The organism is Variovorax saccharolyticus (assembly GCF_030316765.1).
GTDB classification, from domain to species: domain Bacteria; phylum Pseudomonadota; class Gammaproteobacteria; order Burkholderiales; family Burkholderiaceae_C; genus Variovorax; species Variovorax saccharolyticus.
Window position 1 is genome coordinate 588,703 of record NZ_JASZYT010000003.1, and the last position, 22,497, is coordinate 611,199.

Consider the following 22,497-nt stretch of genomic DNA (forward strand, 5'->3'; position numbering starts at 1 on the left):
TGCCGGCGACAGGCTAACGCGAGCGAACCAGATTCTGCGCGAACGCGTCCAGTGTCTGCGGCGGAACTTCGCCGACCGCAGTCAGCCACCAGTCGCCGTCCTTGCCGGACAGCCGGCGCGTCAGCGTGTAGGTGGCGCCGAGCGCGAGCAGCACTTCATCGGGCTTGCGCTGCGCATCGTAGGGCTCGATGAAAAGCGACACGGTGGCGAGGCCATCCGAGAAGGTCCATTGCATCGTGTGCCCCTGCGCGTCGCCGCCCATCGGACGGCGGAAGGAACTGACCGGCCTGAATCCCGCCACCGGCTTGCTGAGCGCCCAGCCTTCGCGTTGCGCGGTGGTGCGCTCGAGCTCCGATTTCTCGACCCGGTAGCCGGCCGTGCTGCCCATCATCTGGGTCAGCGTATGGACCTTGACCGGCGCGTCGAGCTGGAGCTCGGAAAACGCCGACTGCTCGATCACCCGGTTGTCGCGATCGACGGTCTGCAGCTTGATCACCAGGCCCGAGCGGCGCTCGCTCCAGACCTTGTAGCCAAAGCGCAGCGCATCGCGCGGCTCGATCTGGACCACGTCGGCATCGAAGCCGGCCACGCGGTCCTTGCCGATCATGCGGACGCCGTAGGATTCGGCGATCGAGGAATCGGGCGTGCCCGACAGATTGGGAAAGAGCTCGAGGTTCTCGCGCTTCTCGCGCTTGACGACCTTCACATCGGGCAGGAAGGTCACGACCTGGTCATTGCGCCGGAAGGTCGAGCGCGGCGGCCCCGACAGCGCCTCGATGCGCTCCATCTGCAGGTCGCCCTCGCACACGTGCCAGATGCGTGCACTCGAAAGATTCCCGGCCGGCGCCGACACCACGAAGGTGCCCACGTAGTTGCGCTGGCGTGCCGCGGCATGCATGCGCTCCAGCCACTCGACCACGCCGAGTGCGGGCGTGTCGCCTCCGGTGGCGCTGGGCGGGCTCTTGACGGGAGGCGCCGGATTGCGGCTCTGTGCGAGCGACACCTGCGCCATGCACAGCGCCGCCACCAGAACCAGGAATCCGCGCGCGGAGATCGGCATCGAACGATTCATTGCACTGTCTGCGGGCGCGCGGCTCAGCGCGAGGGCCGATCGAAGGTGGCGTTGCGCAGGAAGCCCGACGGCATCTGGGAGGCGCCGCCGGCTTGCTGGTGGGCTTCGAGCAACTGGTCGAGCCGCGGATCGCGCAGCATCACCTGCGGATTGCCGTTGCCGATCATGACCCGGGTCGACGAGAGGGCGGGCGCCGCCGGGGCGGGCGCTTCGGCCGTGGCGACGACTGCCGGCGCCGCCCGCTGCAGCGCCAGCTGCGCGCCTGCGGCACCGGAGCCGGCGCCGCCGACCCAGTTCCATCCGATCGCTGCCGCCGCCGCCAGCGAGGCCGCGCCGGCCACCAGCTTCCAGCGGAACACCGGCTCGTTGGCGGCTTCGACCGGCGCCCGCACCGGCCGGACCTCCGTGGGCACGGAGACGAGGGCCGGCAGCGCCGGCTCGGCCGCCAGGCGACTCTGGAACCGCGAGAGAAAGGCCGAACTGTCGCTGCAAACCGTATGGGCACCCGAACGCAGCACATCGCCCACCAGGTGGTAGGTCTGCCAGCTGGCCCTCAATTGAGGGTCGACGCAGAGCTTGCCGACCACCTCGGCGAATTCGTCCTCGGGCAAATGCCCGTCGGCGAGCGCGGATACCTGCTCTTGCACTGTATTTGTCTGGTTCATCTCGTTCACCTGCTTACCAACGCTTGCCCGACTGGTTGTCCAGCAGGGGCTTGACCCGGGTCGAAATCGCCTCGCGGGCGCGGAAAATCCGCGACCGCACCGTGCCGATCGGGCAGTTCATGACCTCGGCGATCTCTTCGTAACTCATGCCCTCGATCTCGCGCAGCGTCACGGCCTGCCGCAATTCGGCCGGCAGCGCTTCCATCGCCGCCTCGACAGCCGCAGCGATTTCGTTGGCCGCCATCACGGTTTCGGGGGTCTCGTCGCTGATTGGTTCGTTTCCGGGCCGGTAAGTTTCATCCTCGTCATCAGAAGACGAGCGCAAGGCGCTCTCCGAGATGGTCGGGTCGCGCTTCATGTCGACCAGCGCCTTCTTGGCCGTATTGACCGCGATCCGGTAGAGCCAGGTGTAGAACTGGGCCTCGCCACGAAACTGGTGCAGGGCGCGGTAGGCACGGATGAAGGTTTCCTGGGCGATGTCCTCGACCAGGTTGACGTCGCGCACCATGCGCCCGATCAGGCGCTCGATCCGCCGCTGGTATTTGATGACCAGCAGCTCGAAGGCCTTCTGGTCGCCCGCGACGGTGCGCTGCACCAGCTGGAAATCGACCTCGCCCGGCCTTTCCGCTGCGGCAAGCGCGTCGGTCTGGCCGGTGCCGGGCGGCACGGGAGGCGGGGTCACTGTCATACGCCGGGATGATGCACCGTGGGAGCGCCGGTGTCCGGGCCGGTCTCGAGACCGCGCGCATGGAGCGCGCGGCGCAGATCCAGCCAGCGCTCCGGCATCGCCTGACGGTCGACCCACACCCAGCGCCGGCGCCGCGCGGGTTCGTCCAGGCGCAGCAGGAGCAGGGATTGCAGGTCCAGCGCGACACTGGCGCGGGCCGCCCGAAGCGGCGCGCCGCCGGAAATCGACCAATGCCGGCCATCGAAGGCCAGCCGGGCCGGCGCCGCGCTTTGCAGCAGGCCGGTCCACGCGGCCGCGCTGGCCACGACCGCGCTCAGCGCCAGCATGGCGCGCCGCCAGTCGAAACCGTCGGCCTGCATCGACGCCAGCGTGACGACGGCGACGCCGATCGCCCAGACCAGCACCAGAAGTCGCCGCGCATAGCGCGAACGCCCCACCGGATAGTTCACCGACGGGGCGCTGTGCATGGGTCGGAAACTATCAAACGCGCTTGAACACCAGCGTGCCGTTGGTGCCGCCGAAGCCGAAGTTGTTCTTGACCGCGACATCGATCTTGAGATCGCGCGCCTCATTGGCGCAGTAGTCGAGATCGCACTCGGGGTCCTGATTGAAGATGTTGATGGTGGGCGGGCTCTTCTGGTGATGCACCGCCAGCACCGTGAACACCGACTCGATGCCGCCGGCGCCGCCCAGCAGGTGGCCGGTCATCGACTTGGTCGAATTCACGACCAGCTTGCCGGCATGGTCGCCGAAGGCGTTCTTGATCGCGTTGGTTTCGTTCAGGTCGCCCAGCGGGGTCGACGTGCCGTGCGCGTTGACGTACTGCACCTGATCGGCATTGACGCCCGCATTCGCCAGCGCCATCTGCATCGAGCGGCGCGGACCGTCGACGTTGGGCGCGGTCATGTGGAAGGCGTCGCCGCTCATGCCGAAGCCCGAGACTTCGGCATAGATCTTGGCGCCACGCGCCTTGGCACGCTCGTACTCCTCGAGCACCACGACGCCGGCACCCTCGCCCAGCACGAAGCCGTCGCGATCCTTGTCCCAGGGGCGCGAGGCCGTCTTGGGATCGTCGTTGCGGGTGGACAGCGCGCGGGCCGCTGCGAAGCCGCCGAGACCGAGCGGCGACACGGTCGATTCGGCGCCGCCGGCGATCATCACGTCGGCATCGCCGTACTCGATCATGCGGGCCGAGGTGCCGATGGCATGCAGGCCGGTGGTGCAGGCGGTGACGATCGCGATGTTCGGGCCCTTGAATCCATACTTGATGGAAACATGGCCCGAGATCATGTTGATGATCGACGCCGGCACGAAGAACGGCGACACGCGGCGCGGGCCGCGGTTGACCAGTTCGGCGTGCGTATCCTCGATCAGCGGCAGGCCGCCGATCCCGGAGCCGATGTTGCAACCGATGCGCACCGCCTCTTCTTCGGACAGTGCGTCGCCGGTGGGCAAGCCGCTGTCCTGCACCGCCTGGATGGCGGCGGCGAGCCCGAGATGGATGAAGCGGTCCATGTGACGCGCTTCCTTCTCGGGGATGTAGTCCTTGATGTCGAAACCCTTGACCTCGCCTGCGAACTTGCAGGAGAAGGCGCTCACATCGAACTTGGTGATGGTGTCGATGCCCGAATTCCCGGCCAACAGGTTGGCCCAGGACTCGGCGACGGAATTTCCGACAGGAGCGAGGCAACCGAGTCCGGTCACGACGACGCGGCGTTTGGTCATGCCGGCAAACCTTTCTGGAAGCTGAGGCCGCTGGCCGGTGCACGCAGGCGTTGAAACCGCGGACCGAGGCGACGGCGACTCAGCGCGGCCGTATCAGGCCTTTTGATTCTTGGTGGCGTAGTCGACGGCGTTCTGCACCGTCGTGATCTTCTCGGCGTCTTCGTCGGGGATCTCGATGCCGAATTCGTCTTCGAGCGCCATCACGAGTTCGACCGTGTCGAGCGAGTCCGCGCCGAGGTCGGCCACGAAAGCCTTTTCATTGGTGACTTGGGACTCTTCAACGCCGAGTTGTTCGGCAATGATTTTCTTGACACGTGCTTCGATATCGCTCATTTGGTTCCCTCTGAGGGTTGTAGGTAATCGGTTGATTTTAGCCGGCCGCATTGTGGCATTTGCCGCACGGCCGTGGGTGAAAGCGCTTGCGTTCCTGGGGCTACATGTGCATGCCGCCGTTCACGTGCAGTTCCTGCCCCGTGACATAGGCGGCCTGCGGCGAGGCCAGGTAGGCCACCGCATGGGCGATATCGGCGGGTTTGCCGAGATGGCCGAGGGGAATCTGGGCCAGCAGCGCCTGCTGCTGGGCCTCGGGCAGGCTGGCCGTCATGTCGGTCTCGATGAAGCCCGGGGCGACGCAGTTGACCGTGATGTTGCGGCTGCCGAGCTCGCGCGCCAACGCGCGCGTCATGCCCGCCACGCCGGCCTTGGCGGCCGCGTAGTTGGCCTGGCCGGCATTGCCGGAAGCGCCGACCACGCTGGTGATGCTGATGATGCGGCCGTAGCGCTGCTTCATCATGGGCCTGATCACGGCGCGCGACAGGCGGAACACGGCCTTCAGGTTGGTGTCGATGACGGCGTCCCAGTCGGCATCCTTGAGGCGCATGGCGAGCATGTCGCGCGTGATGCCGGCGTTGTTGACCAGCACGTGGAGCGCGCCGTACACCTTGACGATCTCGTCGATCAGGGCCTCGACGGCGGCGCCGTCATTGACGTCCAGCACGCAGCCTCGGCCGTCGTGGGCCGCCAGGGCGGCGGTGATCTTGGCGGCGCCGTCCGCAGAGGTGCCGGTGCCGATGACCTTGAGGCCGCGCTGGGCCAGCTCGAGCGCGATGGCGGCGCCGATGCCGCGGGTCGCGCCGGTGACCAGGGCGACCTGGCCTTCGAATTTGACAGTACTCATGAACAGAACCTCTGGGCTGGCGCTCAGGCGCCGAGCGTTTGCCTGGTTTCGGCGAGCGTCGCCGGATCGTAGACCGTGGCCGCAGCCAGCGCCGGTGCGATCCGCTTGGCCATGCCGGCCAGCACCTTGCCGGGGCCGCATTCGACGATGGCCTCGACACCGCGGGCCTCGAGGGCCTGCACGGTCTCGACCCAGCGCACCGGGCCGGCCGCCTGGCGCACCAGGGCGGCGCGGATGCGCTCGGGATCGGTCTCGACCGCGACATCGATGTTGTTGACGACCGGAATCCGAGGCGCCGCCAGTTGGACCGAAGCCAGCCGCTCGCGCAGCGCTTCGGCCGCCGGCTTCATCAGGCTCGAATGGAACGGCGCCGAGACCGGCAGCGGCAGCGCACGCTTGGCACCGTTGGCCTTCAGGACCTCGCAGGCCTTGTCGACCGCGGCCTTGCTGCCCGCGATCACGGTCTGCATCGGGTCGTTGAAGTTCACCGCCTCCACCACCTCGGCGCTGCCGGGGCCGAACGAGGCCGTGACCTCGGCACAGCCGGCCTGCACCTTGGCGGCCTCCATGCCGAGCACGGCGGCCATCGCACCGACGCCCACAGGCACGGCCTGCTGCATCGCCTGGGCGCGAAAACGCACCAGGGGCGCCGCCTGCGCGAGGGTCAGCACGCCCGAGGCCACGAGGGCCGAGTACTCGCCCAGGGAATGGCCGGCCACCACCGACGGCTCGGCGCCGCCTTCGGACCGCCAGGCGCGCCAGGCGGCGATCGCTGCAACCAGCATCACGGGCTGGGTGTTGGTGGTCAGGGCCAGGGCTTCCTTGGGGCCTTCGTGGATCAGGCGCGCGATGTCTTCATCGAGCGCGTCGGAGGCCTCGCGCAGCGTTTCGGCCACGGCCGGGTGATCGCCCCAGGCGTCGAGCATGCCGACGGCCTGCGAACCCTGACCCGGAAAGACGAAAGCAAAGGACTTCATGATCTTGTGTCTCCAAGAGGCTGCCGCCCGACGCCGGGCAGCGCGCTCTGCTTAATAGTTCAACAGCACCGCGCCCCAGGTGAAGCCGCCGCCAACGCCTTCGAGCATCAGCGTGTCGCCCTTCTTCACCTTGCCCGAGCGCACCGCGTGGTCGAGCGCGAGCGGGATCGAAGCCGCCGACGTGTTGCCGTGCTCGTCGACGGTGACGATCAGCTTGTCGCGCGCGAGCTTCAGCTTCTTGGCCGTGCCTTCCATGATGCGGATGTTGGCCTGGTGCGGAATCAGCCAGTCGATGTCGGCCTCGGTCTTGCCGGCCTTGGCGAGCGTGGCGCGCGCGGCTTCCTCGAGCACCCGCACCGCGAGCTTGAAGACGGCCTGGCCGTCCATGTGCAGCAGCGGCTTGCCAAGCACTTCGCCGCCCGAGACCTGACCCGGCACGCACAGGATGCCGACATGCTTGCCGTCGGCATGCAGATCGCTCGCCAGGATGCCGGGCTCGCTGCTGGCCTCGAGGATCACGGCGCCGGCGCCGTCGCCGAACAGCACGCAAGTCGTGCGGTCATTGAAATCCAGGATGCGGGAGAACACCTCGGCACCGACCACCAGTGCGCACTTCGCGGAACCGGTGCGGATCATCGCGTCGGCCACCGTCAGCGCATAGACGAAGCCGCTGCAGACCGCCTGGACGTCGAAGGCCGCGCAGCCGGCGACGCCCAGCTTGTGCTGGAGGATCGCCGCCGAGGACGGGAACACCATGTCCGGGGTCGAGGTCGCGACGATGATCAGGTCGACATCGCCGGCGCTGCGCCCGGCGGCTTCGAGCGCATGCTTCGAGGCCTGCAGCGCGAGGTCGCTGCTGGTGACTTCGGGAGCGGCGAAGTGGCGCGCCCGGATACCGGTGCGCTCGATGATCCACTGGTCGGAAGTCTCGATGCCACGGGCGCCGAGTTCCTTGGCCAGATCGTCATTGGTCACGCGGCGGGGCGGCAGGAAACTGCCGGTGCCTGTGATGCGGGAGAAGAGGGTCATCAGACGTGGAGCGCCGGCGCGTCGGCTGGCACCGCCGGGTCTTGCCGCGCCAGCAGAGGCGCGGCGTGAGCGATGCGGGCCCGAACGCGGTCGAGCAGGTTGTTGCGAGCGGCATCATAAGCGCGATCGAGCGCATGGCCGAAGGCCACCTCGTCCGCCGAACCGTGGCTCTTGAACACCAGGCCGCGCAGGCCCAGCAGTGCAGCACCGTTGTACCGACGATGATCAAGGCGCTTTTTGAGCGCTTTTAGAACCGGATAAGAAACGATCGCCGCAAATTTACTGAAAATGCCGCTCGAATACTCGATTCTCAGGAAGTCGACGATCATCGACGCCACGCCTTCCGTGGCCTTCAAGGTCACGTTGCCGACGAAGCCGTCGCAGACCACGATGTCTGTCGTGCCCTTGAAGATGTCGTTGCCCTCGACATTGCCGTAGAAGTTCAGGTCCTGCGAACTCGCGGCTTTTCGCAGCAGTTGGCTGGCTTTCTTGATGGTTTCGCTGCCTTTGATGGCTTCTTCGCCGACGTTCAGCAAGCCGACGCTGGGCGATTCGTTGCCGGTCAGGGCCGAGACCAGCGCCGAACCGAGCACCGCGAACTGCAGCAGGTCCTCGGCGTCGCAATCGACATTGGCGCCGAGATCGAGCACGGTCGTGGCGCCGCCCTTGCTGTTGGGCAACTGGGGAGCGATCGCCGGCCGGTCGATGCCATCGAGGGTCTTGAGAAGATAGCGCGCGATAGCCATCAATGCGCCCGTGTTACCGGCAGAAATCGCGGCTTGGGCAGCACCATCCTTGACCTGCTGGATCGCGACCCGCATCGACGAGTCTTTTTTCTTGCGCAGCGCCACCTCGATCGGATCGTCCATGCCGACGACTTCGCTGGCGCCGACGATGCGGGCGCGCGGGTGCGAAAAGCCGGCCAGCGCAGCCGGCGCACCGACCAGCAGCAGCGAGGCTTCCGCGTGGCGATCGAGAAATGCCTTGCAGGCCGCAAGCGTGACGCGCGGCCCATGGTCGCCGCCCATGCAATCAACGGCGAGCGTGATCACGGCGGTTCCTGGAACGGAGGCTGAAGGCGTGGCCATCAAAACAAAGGCCCGACGCTACGCCAAAAGTAGCTTCGGGCCTTGGCCTTGGAACGGAAATCAGGCTTCGGACTTGGTCTTGAGAACCTTGCGGCCACGATAGAAGCCATTCGGGCTGATGTGGTGACGCAGATGCGTTTCGCCGGTGGTCGGCTCGACGGCGATGCCGGGCACGCCCAGCGCATTGTGCGAACGGTGCATGCCGCGCTTCGACGGCGACTTCTTGTTTTGCTGGACGGCCATGCTGGCTCCTGGAAATGTTGGGGTGGGTTGGCGGGGTGCATGCGGGGCGGCTCATGTCTTCCATGGGGTATAGAACATGCCCGACGGCGCGCGCGAAGCCCATGATTATAGCCCATCCACGGACGCATGACCAGTCCGTCGCCCTTAGAGCCTCTAGCAGGGCCCTTTCAGGGCTTTCCGGATTTGTCCGAGCGCAGGGCACCGAGCACCGCGAACGGGTTCGGACGGGCCGCCTCGGCCTGGTCGAAATCGGGATCCGCGGCCGACAGGCGGGTCGGCTCCGGACAGGTCTCGTGCCGCGGCGTGACCGGGATCTCCATCAGCAGTTCGTCCTCTACCAGCACGCGGAGATCGAAATCGCGGCTGGCGACCAGCACGTCTTCTTCGGACTCCTCGTCCTCGAGCGCGGCCGTGTCTTCGTCGGGGGCGAATCGGAACCAGCGGTCGACCTTCAGCTCAACATCGACCGGCAGCAGGCAGCGCTGGCAGATCAGCGGCACGGTGGCCTGCGCGTCGAGGTGCAGCCAGGACACCGGTACGTCATCGGCGCCGCTGCGCGACTGGCCGGCAGCCTGCCAGGCCACCGTCGCGTCGGCGGCCGGCTCGGCCAGTTCGGCGCTCAGGCGCTCGAAGGCCGACAGCGGATCGCTGCCGGACAGGGTCGCAGCCGCCTCGGCAAAGCCGTTCACGTCGAGCCGCCCGGGGGCAAATTCTTTGGTCATCGGCGCCAGTCTAAACCGCTCGCGCACAATCACGCCCATGCAACGCCAAGTGATTCTTGCCTCGACCTCCCGCTACCGACTCGAACTGCTGACCCGCCTGCGCCTGCCCTTCGAGGTCCAGGCACCGGAAGTGGACGAAACCCCGCTGGCGAACGAGACGCCGCGGGCGCTGGCCGAGCGCCTGGCGCTGGAGAAGGCGCGCGCGGTCGCGCTGCGCTTCCCCGAGGCGATCGTGATCGGCTCCGATCAGGTCGCCGACCTGGCCGGCGAACCGCTCGGCAAGCCCGGCGACCATGCACGCGCCACGGCACAGCTGCGCCGGATGCGCGGCCAGACCCTGATCTTCCAGACCGCGGTCGCGGTGGTCTGCCACGCGACCGGCTTCGAGGCGCGCGACCTGGCGCCGGTGCGCGTGGTGTTCAGGGAGCTCGGCGACGCCGCCATCGAGCAGTACCTGCAGGCCGAACAACCCTACGACTGCGCCGGCAGCGCCAAGAGCGAGGGCCTGGGCATCGCGCTGCTCGAATCGATCGACAGCGACGACCCCACCGCCCTCGTGGGGCTGCCGCTGATCCGCACCGCCCGCATGCTGCGCGCCGCCGGGGTCGACCTGCTGTGAGCTCCGTGTCGCCCGGGAAGCTCTTCCTGGTGCCCGCGCCGCTGGATTTCGGCTGCGACGAGCAGGCGCCGCTCGACGAGGCGCTGCCACGCGGCACGCTGGCCGCCGCCGCCGGCATCACGCACTGGATCTGCGAAAACGCCAAGTCGGCGCGCGCCTACCTCAAGCGGATCGACGCCGTCATTCCGTTGGCGGCACCGCTGCAGGCGCAACAGATCCAGGAGTTGCCGCGCGAAGTCCACAAGAAGGGCGATCATGCGGGGCAGTTCGATGCACGGCCGCTTCTTGCGCCGGCCCTCGCCGGCCACGACGTCGGCCTGCTGAGCGAGGCCGGGATGCCCGCGGTCGCGGACCCCGGCTCCTCGGTGGCGCGGGCGGCGCACGAGCTCGGCATCGCGGTCATCCCGTTGACCGGGCCGGTGTCGCTGCTGCTGGCGCTGGCTGCCAGCGGGCTCAACGGCCAGAACTTCGCCTTCGTCGGCTACCTGCCGCAGGATTCGGACGCCCGCAGCCAGCGGATCCGCGAGCTCGAAGCGCTTGCGCTGCGTACCGGCCAGACCCAGCTTTTCATCGAAACGCCCTACCGCAACGCCGCCCTGCTGCAGGCCCTGACGCAGACCCTGCAGCACAACACCCGGCTGGCGGTGGCGCGCGGACTGACGCTGGCCTCCGCCAGCGTGCGCAGCGAGACCGTCAAGGGCTGGCGCGCCAAACCGCAGCAGGCCGACGAACGCGCACCCGCGGTGTTCGCGATCGGCCGCTGATCCGCTCTCGTCCATGGACATCTCCCATCGCATGCGCTGGGCCGCGCGCGCGCAATTCTTCTGCTCCGGCTTCGTCTTCGCGACCTGGGGCGTGCACATCCCGACCGTGAAGTCCCACTACGGCGTCGACGAGGCCGAACTCGGCCTGGCGATGCTGGCTGCCGGCGTCGGCGCCCTCCTCGGCCTGACGCAGGCGAGCCGCTGGATCGGCCGCTACGGCGCCCGCCGCAGCGCCGGCGTCTGCGGCGCCACCTATGCCCTGCTGCTGGCCGGGCTGCTCGCGATGCCGGCCTACTCCGCGCTGCTGTGCCTGCTGGCCGTCTTCGGCATCGTGACCAGCGTGTTCGACGTCGCGATCAACACCGAAGCGGCGCAGCTCGAGCTCCGGGACGACAAGCCGCTGATGAGCGGCATGCACGGCATGTTCAGCCTGGGCGGCATGGTCGGCGCCGTGACCGGCAGCGCCGCCCTGGCGGCGGGCCTGCGGCCGCAGATCCACCTGCTGCTCGTGGCCGCGGGCATGGCCCTGACCATCGCCGTGGCGGCACGCTCGATGCTCCCCAAGGAAGCGACCGCGTTCTCCGGTGCGGGCAACGGCTTCCGCCTTCCGCGCGGCACGCTTCTGCTGCTGGGTCTGCTGGCGGCACTGGGCCTGATCGCCGAGGGCGCCATCTACGACTGGAGCGTGCTCTACCTGCACCAGGAACTGGCCAGCCCCCAGCAGCAGGCCGCGCTGGCCTACGCCAGCTTCTCGGCGGCGATGGCGCTGGCCCGCTTCGGCGGCGACGCGATGCGCGCCCGCTTCGCGCCGGCGCTGCTGCTGCGCGGCAGCGCGCTGGTGGCCGCAGGCTCCATGACGCTGGTGCTGCTGACCGACCTGCCCTGGCTGGCCTTGGTCGGATTCGCGGGCGTCGGCGTCGGCTTCGCCAACGTGGTGCCGATCCTGTTCGCAGCCTCGGCGCGCGTGCCGGGCGTGGAACCCGCCCGCGGCATCGCAGCAGTCTCGGCGATGGCCTATCTCGGCTTCATGGCCGGCCCGCCGGTGATCGGTTTCCTGGCCCAGCTGAGCTCGCTGACCCACGCGCTCTACGTGGTCGTGGCCTTCGCTGCAGCGCTGGCGATGTCGGCCCGCTACGCCGATCCGGCGTAGACGCGAGTTCTGCCGCCGGGGCCGGGCCGGAGGCTCAGCGCAGCGCCGGCGCGGCGCGCATCGCCCGCACCGTGGCGTCCCCGAGGGCAGCGCCGAACTTCTTGGCCAGTTTCTCGGCCACGTTGTCGCGGCGCGTGTAGTCGATGACCTCTTCGGCCTTGATCACGTCGCGGGCGACCAGATCGACATTGCCGAGCTGGTCGGCCAGGCCGAGCTCGATCGACTGCTGGCCGCTCCAGAAGAGGCCGCTGAACAAGCCGGGCGTGCCGGTCTTGAGCCGGTCGCCGCGGCCGTTCTTGACCACCTCGATGAACTGGCCGTGGATCTGGTCGAGCATCTGCTGGGCGTGCGCCTTCTGCGCATCGTTCATCGGGCTGAAGGGGTCCATGAAGCCCTTGTTGTCCCCGGCCGTGAGCAGCCGGCGCTCCACGCCCACCTTGTCCATGAGCCCGGTGAAGCCGAAGCCGTCCATCAGCACGCCGATGCTGCCGACGATGCTGGCCTTGTCGACGAAGATCTTGTCGGTCGCGGCAGCGATGTAGTAGGCCGCCGACGCGCAGGTTTCCTCGACCACCGCATAGACCGGCTTGTTGTACTTGGCGCGCATCCGCTTGATCTCGTCGTTGATGATGCCGGCCTGCACCGGGCTGCCGCCCGGCGAATTGATCAGCAGCACGATGCCCTTGGCGCCATCGTCCTCGAAGGCCGTCTTCATGGCCGCGACCACGAATTCGGCACTGGCATCGGCGCCGGCGGCGATCTCGCCCTTGATCTCGACCACCGCGGTGTGCGGCGTTGCCTTGGCGGTCGCGGGCGTGCCGCGCGACATCGCGAACCAGAGCAGGAAGACGAAGAAGGCGAGCCAGCTCAGCCGGACGAAGGTCTTCCAGCGGCGCGTGGCGCGCTGTTCGCGCACGGCCGCGAAGGCCAGCTTCTCGAGCGTCGCGCGCTCCCAGCCAGCCGATTGCGTCGGATCGTTCTTTGCCATGTTTCTGGTGCCGTCTGCGGAAAGTGTGGGCGCCGTGCGCTCGAAAGGCTCGAAACCTTCGGGTTCCGTGCGGTTGGAATCGTTCATGTCGGTCAGCGCCCGTCCGGCCGCCCGAAGGGGCGCGATGCACGGAGTGATGAGCGTGGGGGGTGATTCATTCTAAAAAGCCAGGGCCTGGAGGTTCCAGGCAGTATGCCAGTGCACCACGCCGTCCCGCTCGCTCAGCGCGATCTTCACCAGGCCCCCGCGGCAGGGGCCGCCTGCGCATTCACCGGTGTCCGGCTTGTAGACCGCGCCGTGGGTCGCGCACAGCAGCCACTGGCCGCTGTCGTCGAAGAAGCGGTCGGGCTGGAAGTCCATTTCCATCGCCACATGGCTGCAGCGGTTCAGGTAGGCATGCGGCCTGCCTTCGAAGCGCACCGCGAAAGCCCGGCAGGTCTCGCCGCCGTGCACCACGTCGAATGGAACGGCATGGCCGCCTTCGACCAAGTCGGCCGAGTTGCAGAGGGGAATCGGATCGCTCATGGGGCTCACCGGAACGCGGCCGGGCGGGGCTCAGGCATTCTCGACCAGCCACTGCGAGAGGCCGTCCACCGAATGCGCCACATGCAGCGGCGCCAGCACATCGAAGCTGCCCGGCTCGTGCGCGCCGTAGCTGACGCCGACGCTCGCACAGCCGGCATTGATCGCCAGCTGCAGGTCGTGCGTGGTGTCGCCGATCATGAGCGTGCGCTCGGCCGGCACCTCCAGCTCCTCCATGAGTTCGAGCAGCATGCGCGGATGCGGCTTGCCGAAAGTCTCGTCGGCGGTGCGGGAGGCGTCGAAGCGATCGCGCAGCGCGACGGTGGACAGGGCTTCGTCGAGCCCGCGGCGCGACTTGCCGGTGGCGACCGCCAGCTTGTGACCGCGCGCACGAAGGGCATCGAGCATCTCCAGCACGCCGTCGAACAGCACCAGATCGTCCTGGTGCTGCAGGAAATGGAAGCGGTAGCGGTGGCCCAGCTCGGCGTACTTCTCCTTCGGCACGTCCGGCGCGGCGCGGGCCAGCGCCTCGGCCAGGCCGAGGCCGATCACCCAGGCGGCATCGCTCTCGCTCGGTCTGGCGCCGCCGACGTCGACCACGGCGGCCTGGATGCAGCGGGCGATCAGCCGCGTGGAGTCGTACAGGGTGCCGTCCCAGTCGAAGGCGATCAGGTCGAAACGGCGGGGTCGGGTGTCAGTCATGGGCTTGGACGAAGGGATGGGTGGCGAGTGCATCGAGCGCGGCCGGAGGCATCAGCGCATGCAGTTCGGGCGGCAGGTCGGCTTGCAGCGCGACCCGCTCGGCGCTCGCGGGGTGGGTGAACTGGAGCCGCCACGCATGAAGGAACATGCGCTTGAGGCCCAGCTTCTGCAAGGCCCTGTTGCGCTCGAAGACGCCGTATTTGTCATCGCCGGCGATCGGATGCCCGGCCGAGGCGAGGTGGACGCGGATCTGGTGGGTGCGGCCGGTCTTGATGGTCACGGCCAGCAGCGAAAAGCCGGCGGCATCGCCGGCCAGCGGAAAACGGGCGAGCACCCTGACCAGCGTGACCGCGCGCATCGCGTCCGGATGGTCCTTCGCGACCACGCGGACGCGCCGCTCCCCTTCGGCGGCGCCCGCGGCCGGCGGCAGCAGGTACTTGGCCAGCGGCGCGTCGAGCACCTTCTTGTTGGCCGGCCAGGCGCCCTCGACCAGCGCCAGGTAGGTCTTGCCGGTCTCGCGCTCGCGGAACTGGTCCTGCAGCGCGGTCAGGGCGCTGCGCTTCTTGGCCACCAGCAGGATGCCCGAGGTTTCGCGATCGAGCCGGTGCACCAGTTCGAGGAAGCGCGCCGCGGGCCGGGCCCGGCGCAGCTGCTCGATGACGCCGAAGCTCACGCCGCTGCCGCCGTGCACCGCGACGCCGGCAGGCTTGTCGATCGCCAGCAGGGCATCGTCTTCGAGCAGCAGCGGGAATTCGCGCGCCGGTGCCGCCGGCGCACCACCCTCCTCCGAACGGGCCGCGACCCGCACCGGCGGCAGCCGCAGCACGTCGCCCGCGGCCAGCCGCGACTCGGCCTGGGCACGTCCCTTGTTGATGCGCACCTCGCCGGAACGGATGATCCGGTAGACGTGGGTCTTGGGCACGCCCTTGAGATGGCGGAACAGGTAGTTGTCCAGCCTTTGGCCGGCGGAATCCTCGTCGACCGTCAGAAAGCGAACTTCTGCCGCCGCGGGGCCCGGCTTCGCACCTATAATGTTTTTCACCAGCGCGGTCTTGTAAGTGCTTGATTAATCAGAAGTTTAGAGCACTGCAGGGAGCGCTGTGAGGTCGATGCCGCTTTGAGGCAGCGTCCGCAGGCCACGCGCAAGAGCGCAAGGCGGCGGGCCCTGCAGCCGAGTCAAGCCGACGCCCACGAAACACCGATACGGAATACCCCAGCCGGCAGGCCCCAATCTGCCGGCGGATCGAAGCGAGTCCCTTGTGTTGATGCTGCTGATTCAACTGATCCTGCGCTGGCAAAAGCCGGCAGCGTCAGCCATTGAATCTCCGCCAGCGCGCGCCACCCCTGCGCCAGTTGCTATCAAACCAATAGCAGATCGACACCTCATGCGGCTTGCGCTCATCCACGCGCCCCCACCCCGTCTGACATCGAGTTGACTCTCGGTGTGGTTGTCCGCGTTCGCGCGGCGGCCCCAGCAGCCTGGGTTTAGCGGCAATTCCTTCGTTTCGCGAGCGTCGTCCGTGCATCGTTAGGTCCGTCATGGACCGGTAAGAGCGATACGAACAGACATAAGGACAACGCATCATGAAACGGATGCTGATCAACGCCACGCAGCCTGAAGAGCGCCGCCTGGCCATCGTCGACGGGCAGAAGCTCCTCGACTACGAAATCGAGATCGAAGGGCGCGAACAGCGCAAGGGCAACATCTACAAGGCCGTCGTCACGCGCGTCGAGCCCTCGCTGGAAGCCTGTTTCGTCGACTACGGCGAAGACCGCCACGGCTTCCTGCCGTTCAAGGAAATCTCCAAGCAGTATTTCGCCGAAGGCGTCTCGGCCAGCCAGGCCCGGATCCAGGACGCGATCCGCGAAGGCCAGGAACTGGTCGTGCAGGTCGAGAAGGAAGAGCGCGGCAACAAGGGCGCGGCCCTGACCACCTTCATCTCGCTGGCCGGCCGCTATGTCGTGCTGATGCCGAACAACCCGCGCGGCGGCGGCGTCAGCCGGCGCATCGAGGGCGACGACCGGGCCGAGCTCAAGGAGGCGATGGACCAGCTGGAGTACCCGAAGGGCGCCAGCATCATCGCCCGCACCGCCGGCATCGGCCGTTCGGCCCCCGAGCTGCAATGGGACCTGAACTACCTGCTCAAGCTCTGGAGCGCCATCGACGGCGCCGCCAAGGGCGCCAAGGGCGCCTTCCTGATCTACCAGGAATCCTCGCTGGTGATCCGCGCGATCCGTGACTATTTCAATCACGACATCGGCGACATCCTGATCGACACCGACGACATCTACGACCAGGCGCAGCAGTTCATGGCGCACGTGATGCCCGAGCATGCCGCCCGGGTGAAGCGCTACCGCGACGACGCCGCCCTGTTCAGCCGCTTCCAGATCGAGCACCAGATCGAATCGGCCTATGCCCGCACGGTGCAGCTGCCCAGCGGCGGCGCGATCGTGATCGACCACACCGAGGCGCTGGTCTCGGTCGACGTCAACTCGGCCCGCGCGATCAAGGGCGGCGACATCGAGGAAACCGCCACCCGCACCAACCTGGAAGCCGCCGACGAAGTCGCGCGCCAGATGCGCCTGCGCGACCTCGGCGGCCTGATCGTGATCGACTTCATCGACATGGACGAGTCGAAGAACCGCCGCGAGGTCGAAAGCCGCCTGCGCGACGCGCTGCGGCAAGACCGCGCCCGCGTCCAGTTCGGCTCGATCAGCAAGTTCGGCCTGATGGAGATGAGCCGCCAGCGCCTGAAGCCGGCGCTCAGCGAAGGCTCGTCGATCCCCTGCCCGCGCTGCGGCGGCTCGGGCCACATCCGCGACACCGAATCGAGCGCGCTGCAGATCCTGCGCATCATTCAGGAAGAGTCGATGAAGGACAACACGGCCGCCGTGCACGTCCAGGTGCCGGTCGAGGTGGCGTCGTTCCTGCTGAACGAAAAGCGCCCCGAGATCGCCAAGATCGAGCTCAAGCAGCGCGTGACCGTGCTGATGGTGCCCAACAAGACGCTCGAGACGCCCAACTACAGGCTCGAACGCCTCAAGCACGACGATCCGCGCCTCGACCACATCGAGGCCAGCTACCGCATGGCCGACGAGATCGAGGATCCGACCTCGGTCACGCGCCGCTCGCAGGAGCCGACCAACAAGCAGACGCCGGTGATCAAGGGCGTGCTGCCCGACGCGCCGGCGCCGGTCGCGGTGCCGAAGCCCGAAGCGGTGCGTCCGCCGGTGGCGGCACCCGCGCCGGCCGCTGCGGCACCCGCTCCGGTGGCCATCCCTGCCAAATCGGCCGAATCGGGCTTGTTCGGCTGGATCAAGAGCCTGTTCGGCGGCGCCACGACGGCGGCTCCCGCCCCGGCTCCGGCCCCCGCCGTGATTCCGGTGGAACCCCCGAAGCCGCGCCGCGACGGCCGCGGCGGTCGCGATGGCGAAGGCGCGCGTGCAGCACGTGACGGCGAACAGCGCCGCGGCGGCCGGGGCGAAGGCCGCGGTGGCCGCGACGGTGAAGGCCGTGGCGGCGAGCGCCGAGGCGGACGCTCCGGCGAACGCCGCGACGGCGAGCGCCGCGAAGGGCGAGGCGAAGCCCGCACCGAGACCCAGGTCCGGGAGCAGCGCGAGCCGCGTGAGCCCCGCGAGACCCGGGCACCGCGCGACGGCGAGCGTCGCGGACGCGGCGAGCGCCGCGACGGCGAAGCCCGCCAACTGCCGGCCGAAGCCACCGACGTCCAGATCGATGCCCAGGCGCTGGCGCCGAGCGCAGCCGAGGGCAACGAGTCGCCGAGCCCGTCGGAGCGCGCACCGCGCGGACGTGGCGAGCGCCGCGAACGCGGCGAACGCGGCGAACGCACCGGAGAGCGCACCGGAGAGCGCACTGGAGAGCGCACTGGAGAACGTAGCGGAGAAGGCGCCCGCGAACGCAACGGCGACGCCTCGCGCGACTTTCAGGGCGAGGTGGTCCCGGAAGGCGCCTCGGGCGAGCGCGGCACACGCAACGGCCGGGGCGAGGACCGCCCGCCTCGCGGCGAACGCAACGACGGCCGCCGGGAGCGCCGCAACGACGCACCGGCGCCGACACCGGAAGCAGCCGACGCTGCGCTGCCCGAAGCTGCGATCGGTGCCACCACGGAGTTCGCGAACGGCGAAGACCAGGGCGAGGCCGCGCCGCGCCGCGAAGGCGACGAACGACGTGGCCGGTCGCGCGACCGCTACGGACGCGATCGCCGCGAGCGCGCGCCGCGCGAAGACGCCGCCGAGGCCCTGCCTGCTGCTGCCGCCGCGGCCGCCGTGCAAGACGAAGAAGCGGTCGCCCGGACGGCCTTGCCGCCGGCACCGGTGCGCACGGAACGCCCGGTCGCGGCGCCTTCGACGCCCATCGTGGTCGAAGCGAAGGCGCCGTCCTCGCGCGCATTGCCGAAGGTCCAGCCCTTCGAACTGCCGCTGGACGAACTGGCGCAGGTGGCGGAAGGCTCGGGCCTGCATTGGGTCAATTCCGACGCCGAGCGCGTGGCGGCGGTTCGCGCGGCGATTGCGGCCGAACCCAAGCCCCAGCACGTTCCGCGCGAGCGCCCGCCGGCGATCGTGATCGACGAAGGTCCGCTGGTCCTGGTGGAAACCCGCCGCGACCTCGGATCGATGACGCTGCCGTTCGAAGACGCTGCACGCGGAGCCGACGCGGCACACTGAAAGGCCGGGCGCCTACGAAAAAGGGAGGCCGCGGCCTCCCTTTTTTTGTCTTCCGAACCCGCGCCGGGCGTCGGCCGGACAGCCGATGGTGCTTTCGTGTCCGCCGCCGCCGACCGTTCGTCGGCAGGGCCGTTCCGCCGGCGGAAACCGTGACGCCCCGATGCTGTGTGGCTATTCACAAACGAAACCATCGGTACTAGTTCTCAAATCAACGAACGGCGTGCACAAACAACACCTTGATGCGCATTCGCATTAACAATTTGTCATACCAAAGGACTACACTCTTACTTACGATGTTGCGCTGCACCATTGACCTCGATGAAGGTCCGTACAGAGGGGGCAGCCTACGCCGTTTGGCGGACGACGTACGGCTTTTGTTGACACGACAGCCGCTGCGACATATGTTCAAATTCTTGCGGATAGTAGTAAAGCGTTACACTGCCACGCTCTAGTTTGAGGCAGCACCCGTTACGGGGGAATATCAGATGTTTCGTTCCGATTCGACCGCCAGCGGCAACGTGGTCCGACGCTTCCCCCCGGATGGCGGAGGCTCTTCCGCCCCCCCCGTGCAGGCCCGGCCGCCGCGGCTGACCCTCGTCGCACGCATCGCAAAACGCGGCTTCGACATCGCCGGTGCGCTGTTCTTCTTCGCCGTCTTCGGGCCGATTTACCTGCTGGTGGCGCTGGGCGTGCTGGTCAGCATGGGACGTCCGGTCCATTTCTGGCAGACCCGGCTCGGCGAACGCGGCCAGCGCTTCCGCTTTTACAAGTTCCGCTCGATGGTGCGCAACTCGGACAACGTGCTGGACGAGTTTCTGAGCCGCAGCGACATGGCCCGCACCGAATGGGACACCTTCCAGAAGCTGGAGAAGGACCCGCGCATCACGCCGATCGGCCAGGTCATCCGCAAGCTCAGCCTGGATGAACTGCCGCAGTTCTGGAACGTCCTCAAGGGCGACATGAGCCTGGTCGGCCCGCGTCCCTGCATGGAGCGCCAGCGCAGCCTCTACGGCAAGGGCTGGGAGCACTATTGCGCAATGCGTCCCGGCATCACCGGCCTCTGGCAGGTCAGCGGCCGCAATCGGCTCTCCTATGCCCGCCGCGTCGAACTCGACGTGGAATACGTGAACAACTGGTCGCTGTGGCTCGACATCAAGATCCTGCTGAAGACGGTTCGCGCCGTCGTCACGGGCGATGGCTCCCGATGAGCCGCGCGGAGACTTGCCGATGACCCGAATCCGGCCGGTCGTTCTGTGCGGTGGCAGTGGCACCCGTTTGTGGCCGCTTTCCCGCAAGACCCTGCCCAAGCAGTTCGCGCCGCTGGTCGGCAACAAGAGCTTGTTGCTGCTCACGCTCGAACGCCTGCGCCTGCTCAACCCCGAAGTGACCTGCGTGGCCGCGGAAGAGCACCGCTTCCTGGTGCAGGAGGCGATCGATGCCGCCCGGGTCAGCGGCAAGCAGCTGCTCGAACCGGTGGCGCGCAACACCGCCGCCGCCATGGCCGCGGCCGCCCTGCTGGCCGATCCTGAACAGCTGCTGCTGTTCGCGCCAGCCGACCACTACATCCCCGAGCCGGAGCGCTTCGCGGCAACGGTCCAGATGGGCGTGGCGGCGGCGCTCGCCGGCCATCTCGTGACCTTCGGCGTCGAGCCATCCTTTCCGAGCACGGCCTACGGCTACATCCGCCAGGGCGACAAGCTCGACCTCGCGCTGGAGAACGAGTCGGGCCGCAAGGTCGCGGCCTTCATCGAGAAGCCGCCGGCCGAGCGCGCCGAACAGTTGCTGCTCGAAGGCGGCAACCTCTGGAATGCAGGCATCCTGCTGGTCCAGGCGAAGGTCCTGATCGCGGCGCTGCAGGCGCATGCCCCGGACATCCTCGACAGCTGCAAGCAGGCCACTGCCGCCATCGAGACGGATGGCGACTTCCTGCGGATGGACAGCGCAGCCTTCGGCCGCTGCCGCAGCCAGAGCATCGACTACGCGGTGCTCGAGAAATGCGACCGCGTGGCGGTCATCCCCTTCCAGGGTCGCTGGAGCGACGTCGGGAGCTGGAACGCGGTCGCCGACCTCCACGACGCCGATGCCAACGGCAACCGCATCAGCGGCCAGGGCTTCGCGATGGGTGCGACCAACACCTTCATCCATGCGCCGAGCCGTCCGGTCGTCGCGCTCGGGACCAAGGATCTGCTGGTGATCGACACCCCCGACGCCCTGCTGGTGGTGCACCGGGAATGCGCGGAGCAGGTCAAGGACGTGGTCGCGCTGCTGACCACGCACGGCCACAGCCAGGCCACCCGGCATCGTCGGATTCCGAGGCCCTGGGGCGCCTACGACAGCATCGACGATGGCGAGCGCTTCGCGGTCAAGCGGCTGACGGTCAAACCCGGTGCGCGCCTGGCCCTTCGGATGCACCACCATCGTGCCGAGCACTGGGTGGTGGTCAAGGGCACGGCCCGCGTGCTCTGCGACGACCGGGCCGTGCTGGTGAAGGAGAACGAGTCGATCTACATTCCAGTTGGCGCGGTCTATCGGCTCGAGAATGCCGGCAAGACCGAGCTCGAGGTGATCGAGGTCCAGACCGGCGGCTACCTGGGCGAAGACGACATCGTGCGTATCGCCGACGTCGAGTCGCCCGGCCTAGGCGATGCAAGAAAGCTGGCCTGAATTTCCGATGGCGGCGCCCCAGGCGATATTGAAATGAACGAATTGCAGAAGCGGATTTTCGTGGCGGGCCACCGCGGCATGGTCGGCAGCGCCATCGTGCGCTGCCTCGAACAGCAGGGCTACACCGGGATCATCGCCCGCAGCCGCTCCGAACTCGACCTGACCGACCAGGCGCAGGTGCGGGCCTTCTTCGCCGAGGAGAAGCCGCAGGAGGTCTATGTCGCGGCCGCGAAGGTCGGCGGCATCCACGCCAACAACAGCTATCCGGCCGAGTTCATCTATTCGAACCTGATGGTCGAGGCCAACCTGATCCACGAAGCCTGGCGCACCAGTGTCGCCAAGCTGCTGTTCCTGGGATCGAGCTGCATCTATCCGCGGCTCGCGCAGCAGCCGATGTCGGAAGACGCGCTGCTGACGGGCAAGCTGGAGCCGACCAACGAGCCCTACGCGATCGCCAAGATCGCCGGCATCAAGCTGTGCGAGAGCTACAACCGCCAGTACGGCTGCGATTTCCGCAGCGTGATGCCGACCAACCTCTACGGGCCGGGCGACAACTACCACCCCGAGAACAGCCATGTGCTGCCGGCGATGATCCGGCGCTTCCACGAGGCGAAGCTCAACGACGCCCCGGCCGTCGTGATCTGGGGTACGGGTTCGCCCAAGCGCGAGTTCCTCTACGTCGACGACATGGCGCGGGCCTGCGTCCACGTCATGGACCTGCCGCGCGAGACCTACGCAGCCCACACCGAGGTCATGGCCAGCCACATCAATGTCGGCACCGGCGAGGACCTGTCGATCGCAGATCTGGCGCAGCTGGTCAGCGACGTGGTCGGCTACCAGGGCAGCATCCAGTACGACACCAGCAAGCCCGACGGCACGCCGCGCAAGCTGCTGGACATCTCGCGCATCCGCAAGCTCGGCTGGCAGCCGGAGGTGGCCCTGCGCGAAGGGATTGCCAACGCCTACGAGGACTTCTGCAGCGAAGCGCTGGTCGCCTGAAGGGCCGGCCGTGGTCG

General features: G+C 68.0%; 23 protein-coding genes. 7 read left to right on the forward strand and 16 right to left on the reverse strand.

Going from position 1 to position 22,497, the window contains the following annotated elements:
* Window positions 1–13 precede the first annotated feature (13 nt).
* From QTI45_RS13405 to QTI45_RS13460, 12 genes are all read right to left on the reverse strand, one after another.
* Complete coding sequence (locus tag QTI45_RS13405) at window positions 14–1,072, reverse strand: MucB/RseB C-terminal domain-containing protein (RefSeq protein ID WP_286368378.1); 1,059 nt, start codon at window positions 1,070–1,072, stop codon at window positions 14–16.
* A gap of 23 nt (window positions 1,073–1,095) precedes the next feature.
* Window positions 1,096–1,737, reverse strand: a complete 642-nt coding sequence (locus QTI45_RS13410; protein ID WP_286368377.1) for a sigma-E factor negative regulatory protein — start codon at window positions 1,735–1,737, stop codon at window positions 1,096–1,098.
* 13 nt (window positions 1,738–1,750) lie between these two features.
* Window positions 1,751–2,425, reverse strand: coding sequence for an RNA polymerase sigma factor RpoE (gene rpoE / locus QTI45_RS13415; RefSeq protein ID WP_286368376.1), 675 nt, complete (start codon window positions 2,423–2,425; stop codon window positions 1,751–1,753).
* The gene (locus tag QTI45_RS13420; RefSeq protein WP_286368375.1) at window positions 2,422–2,892 is read right to left on the reverse strand and encodes a hypothetical protein; all 471 of its coding nucleotides are present in this window, start codon (window positions 2,890–2,892) and stop codon (window positions 2,422–2,424) included. Before QTI45_RS13420 ends, rpoE begins: the two co-directional genes overlap by 4 nt.
* A 13-nt stretch (window positions 2,893–2,905) precedes the next feature.
* Window positions 2,906–4,150: a beta-ketoacyl-ACP synthase II gene (gene fabF, locus QTI45_RS13425; RefSeq protein ID WP_286368374.1), complete on the reverse strand. Its 1,245-nt coding sequence runs from the start codon at window positions 4,148–4,150 to the stop codon at window positions 2,906–2,908.
* Between the two features lie 93 nt (window positions 4,151–4,243).
* A complete protein-coding gene (gene acpP, locus QTI45_RS13430; RefSeq protein WP_007830471.1) occupies window positions 4,244–4,483 on the reverse strand; it encodes an acyl carrier protein in 240 nt (79 codons plus the stop codon).
* A gap of 100 nt (window positions 4,484–4,583) precedes the next feature.
* The gene (gene fabG, locus QTI45_RS13435) at window positions 4,584–5,327 is read right to left on the reverse strand and encodes a 3-oxoacyl-ACP reductase FabG (RefSeq protein ID WP_286368373.1); all 744 of its coding nucleotides are present in this window, start codon (window positions 5,325–5,327) and stop codon (window positions 4,584–4,586) included.
* A 23-nt stretch (window positions 5,328–5,350) separates the two neighbouring features.
* Entirely contained in the window at window positions 5,351–6,304 is a 954-nt protein-coding gene (gene fabD / locus QTI45_RS13440) for an ACP S-malonyltransferase (RefSeq protein ID WP_286368372.1), read from the reverse strand.
* A gap of 51 nt (window positions 6,305–6,355) precedes the next feature.
* Window positions 6,356–7,333 (reverse strand): beta-ketoacyl-ACP synthase III, encoded by a 978-nt coding sequence (locus QTI45_RS13445; RefSeq protein WP_286368371.1) that lies wholly within the window; start codon window positions 7,331–7,333, stop codon window positions 6,356–6,358.
* A complete protein-coding gene (gene plsX / locus QTI45_RS13450) occupies window positions 7,333–8,385 on the reverse strand; it encodes a phosphate acyltransferase PlsX (RefSeq protein WP_286654696.1) in 1,053 nt (350 codons plus the stop codon). The genes QTI45_RS13445 and plsX overlap by 1 nt, the downstream gene beginning before the upstream one ends.
* A gap of 96 nt (window positions 8,386–8,481) precedes the next feature.
* A complete protein-coding gene (gene rpmF / locus QTI45_RS13455) occupies window positions 8,482–8,664 on the reverse strand; it encodes a 50S ribosomal protein L32 (RefSeq protein WP_028248601.1) in 183 nt (60 codons plus the stop codon).
* Window positions 8,665–8,831: 167 nt separating this feature from the next.
* Window positions 8,832–9,386, reverse strand: a complete 555-nt coding sequence (locus QTI45_RS13460; protein ID WP_286368788.1) for a YceD family protein — start codon at window positions 9,384–9,386, stop codon at window positions 8,832–8,834.
* Window positions 9,387–9,423: 37 nt separating this feature from the next.
* Between QTI45_RS13460 and QTI45_RS13465 the strand changes: the two genes are divergently transcribed.
* From QTI45_RS13465 to QTI45_RS13475, 3 genes are read left to right on the forward strand one after another with little or no spacing between them, the layout of a single operon-like run.
* Window positions 9,424–10,005 carry a Maf family protein gene (locus QTI45_RS13465; RefSeq protein ID WP_286368369.1) on the forward strand — a complete coding sequence of 194 codons (582 nt, stop codon included), beginning with the start codon at window positions 9,424–9,426 and terminating at the stop codon, window positions 10,003–10,005.
* Window positions 10,006–10,010: 5 nt separating this feature from the next.
* A complete protein-coding gene (locus QTI45_RS13470; RefSeq protein WP_286368787.1) occupies window positions 10,011–10,769 on the forward strand; it encodes an SAM-dependent methyltransferase in 759 nt (252 codons plus the stop codon).
* A gap of 13 nt (window positions 10,770–10,782) precedes the next feature.
* Window positions 10,783–11,919 (forward strand): MFS transporter, encoded by a 1,137-nt coding sequence (locus QTI45_RS13475; protein ID WP_286368368.1) that lies wholly within the window; start codon window positions 10,783–10,785, stop codon window positions 11,917–11,919.
* 34 nt (window positions 11,920–11,953) lie between these two features.
* On the opposite strand, the gene QTI45_RS13480 is transcribed toward QTI45_RS13475, so the two are convergent.
* The 4 genes from QTI45_RS13480 to QTI45_RS13495 form a co-directional block, all read right to left on the reverse strand.
* Window positions 11,954–12,994 carry a S49 family peptidase gene (locus QTI45_RS13480; protein WP_286368367.1) on the reverse strand — a complete coding sequence of 347 codons (1,041 nt, stop codon included), beginning with the start codon at window positions 12,992–12,994 and terminating at the stop codon, window positions 11,954–11,956.
* 72 nt (window positions 12,995–13,066) lie between these two features.
* Window positions 13,067–13,432, reverse strand: a complete 366-nt coding sequence (locus tag QTI45_RS13485; RefSeq protein ID WP_286368366.1) for a Rieske (2Fe-2S) protein — start codon at window positions 13,430–13,432, stop codon at window positions 13,067–13,069.
* Window positions 13,433–13,462: 30 nt separating this feature from the next.
* Complete coding sequence (locus QTI45_RS13490; RefSeq protein WP_286368365.1) at window positions 13,463–14,131, reverse strand: HAD-IA family hydrolase; 669 nt, start codon at window positions 14,129–14,131, stop codon at window positions 13,463–13,465.
* On the reverse strand, window positions 14,124–15,173 hold the full coding sequence (locus tag QTI45_RS13495) for an RluA family pseudouridine synthase (RefSeq protein ID WP_286368364.1): 1,050 nt from the start codon (window positions 15,171–15,173) through the stop codon (window positions 14,124–14,126). Before QTI45_RS13495 ends, QTI45_RS13490 begins: the two co-directional genes overlap by 8 nt.
* 542 nt (window positions 15,174–15,715) lie before the next feature.
* On the opposite strand from QTI45_RS13495, the gene QTI45_RS13500 reads away from it, so the two are divergent.
* The 4 genes from QTI45_RS13500 to fcl all read left to right on the forward strand — a co-directional run bounded on the left by QTI45_RS13500 (window position 15,716) and on the right by fcl (window position 22,480).
* Entirely contained in the window at window positions 15,716–18,817 is a 3,102-nt protein-coding gene (locus tag QTI45_RS13500; protein WP_286654697.1) for an Rne/Rng family ribonuclease, read from the forward strand.
* 485 nt (window positions 18,818–19,302) lie between these two features.
* Complete coding sequence (locus QTI45_RS13505) at window positions 19,303–20,025, forward strand: sugar transferase (protein ID WP_286368362.1); 723 nt, start codon at window positions 19,303–19,305, stop codon at window positions 20,023–20,025.
* A 19-nt stretch (window positions 20,026–20,044) separates the two neighbouring features.
* Window positions 20,045–21,481, forward strand: coding sequence for a mannose-1-phosphate guanylyltransferase/mannose-6-phosphate isomerase (locus QTI45_RS13510; protein ID WP_286368361.1), 1,437 nt, complete (start codon window positions 20,045–20,047; stop codon window positions 21,479–21,481).
* Between the two features lie 33 nt (window positions 21,482–21,514).
* Window positions 21,515–22,480, forward strand: coding sequence for a GDP-L-fucose synthase (fcl, locus tag QTI45_RS13515; protein ID WP_286368360.1), 966 nt, complete (start codon window positions 21,515–21,517; stop codon window positions 22,478–22,480).
* Window positions 22,481–22,497 lie beyond the last annotated feature (17 nt).

What these genes read in the sequence shown, in the direction of transcription:
- QTI45_RS13420 (WP_286368375.1), bottom strand. Translation starts at nt 2,892, where the DNA reads ATGCACAGCGCCCCGTCGGTGAACTATCCGGTGGGGCGTTCGCGCTAT.
- QTI45_RS13405 (WP_286368378.1), bottom strand. Translation starts at nt 1,072, where the DNA reads ATGAATCGTTCGATGCCGATCTCCGCGCGCGGATTCCTGGTTCTGGTG.
- QTI45_RS13505 (WP_286368362.1), top strand. Translation starts at nt 19,303, where the DNA reads ATGTTTCGTTCCGATTCGACCGCCAGCGGCAACGTGGTCCGACGCTTC.
- QTI45_RS13410 (WP_286368377.1), bottom strand. Translation starts at nt 1,737, where the DNA reads ATGAACCAGACAAATACAGTGCAAGAGCAGGTATCCGCGCTCGCCGAC.
- QTI45_RS13475 (WP_286368368.1), top strand. Translation starts at nt 10,783, where the DNA reads ATGGACATCTCCCATCGCATGCGCTGGGCCGCGCGCGCGCAATTCTTC.
- QTI45_RS13500 (WP_286654697.1), top strand. Translation starts at nt 15,716, where the DNA reads ATGAAACGGATGCTGATCAACGCCACGCAGCCTGAAGAGCGCCGCCTG.
- fabF (WP_286368374.1), bottom strand. Translation starts at nt 4,150, where the DNA reads ATGACCAAACGCCGCGTCGTCGTGACCGGACTCGGTTGCCTCGCTCCT.
- acpP (WP_007830471.1), bottom strand. Translation starts at nt 4,483, where the DNA reads ATGAGCGATATCGAAGCACGTGTCAAGAAAATCATTGCCGAACAACTC.
- QTI45_RS13445 (WP_286368371.1), bottom strand. Translation starts at nt 7,333, where the DNA reads ATGACCCTCTTCTCCCGCATCACAGGCACCGGCAGTTTCCTGCCGCCC.
- QTI45_RS13465 (WP_286368369.1), top strand. Translation starts at nt 9,424, where the DNA reads ATGCAACGCCAAGTGATTCTTGCCTCGACCTCCCGCTACCGACTCGAA.
- QTI45_RS13480 (WP_286368367.1), bottom strand. Translation starts at nt 12,994, where the DNA reads ATGAACGATTCCAACCGCACGGAACCCGAAGGTTTCGAGCCTTTCGAG.
- QTI45_RS13510 (WP_286368361.1), top strand. Translation starts at nt 20,045, where the DNA reads ATGACCCGAATCCGGCCGGTCGTTCTGTGCGGTGGCAGTGGCACCCGT.
- QTI45_RS13460 (WP_286368788.1), bottom strand. Translation starts at nt 9,386, where the DNA reads ATGACCAAAGAATTTGCCCCCGGGCGGCTCGACGTGAACGGCTTTGCC.
- fabD (WP_286368372.1), bottom strand. Translation starts at nt 6,304, where the DNA reads ATGAAGTCCTTTGCTTTCGTCTTTCCGGGTCAGGGTTCGCAGGCCGTC.
- fabG (WP_286368373.1), bottom strand. Translation starts at nt 5,327, where the DNA reads ATGAGTACTGTCAAATTCGAAGGCCAGGTCGCCCTGGTCACCGGCGCG.
- QTI45_RS13485 (WP_286368366.1), bottom strand. Translation starts at nt 13,432, where the DNA reads ATGAGCGATCCGATTCCCCTCTGCAACTCGGCCGACTTGGTCGAAGGC.
- rpoE (WP_286368376.1), bottom strand. Translation starts at nt 2,425, where the DNA reads ATGACAGTGACCCCGCCTCCCGTGCCGCCCGGCACCGGCCAGACCGAC.
- QTI45_RS13490 (WP_286368365.1), bottom strand. Translation starts at nt 14,131, where the DNA reads ATGACTGACACCCGACCCCGCCGTTTCGACCTGATCGCCTTCGACTGG.
- rpmF (WP_028248601.1), bottom strand. Translation starts at nt 8,664, where the DNA reads ATGGCCGTCCAGCAAAACAAGAAGTCGCCGTCGAAGCGCGGCATGCAC.
- fcl (WP_286368360.1), top strand. Translation starts at nt 21,515, where the DNA reads ATGAACGAATTGCAGAAGCGGATTTTCGTGGCGGGCCACCGCGGCATG.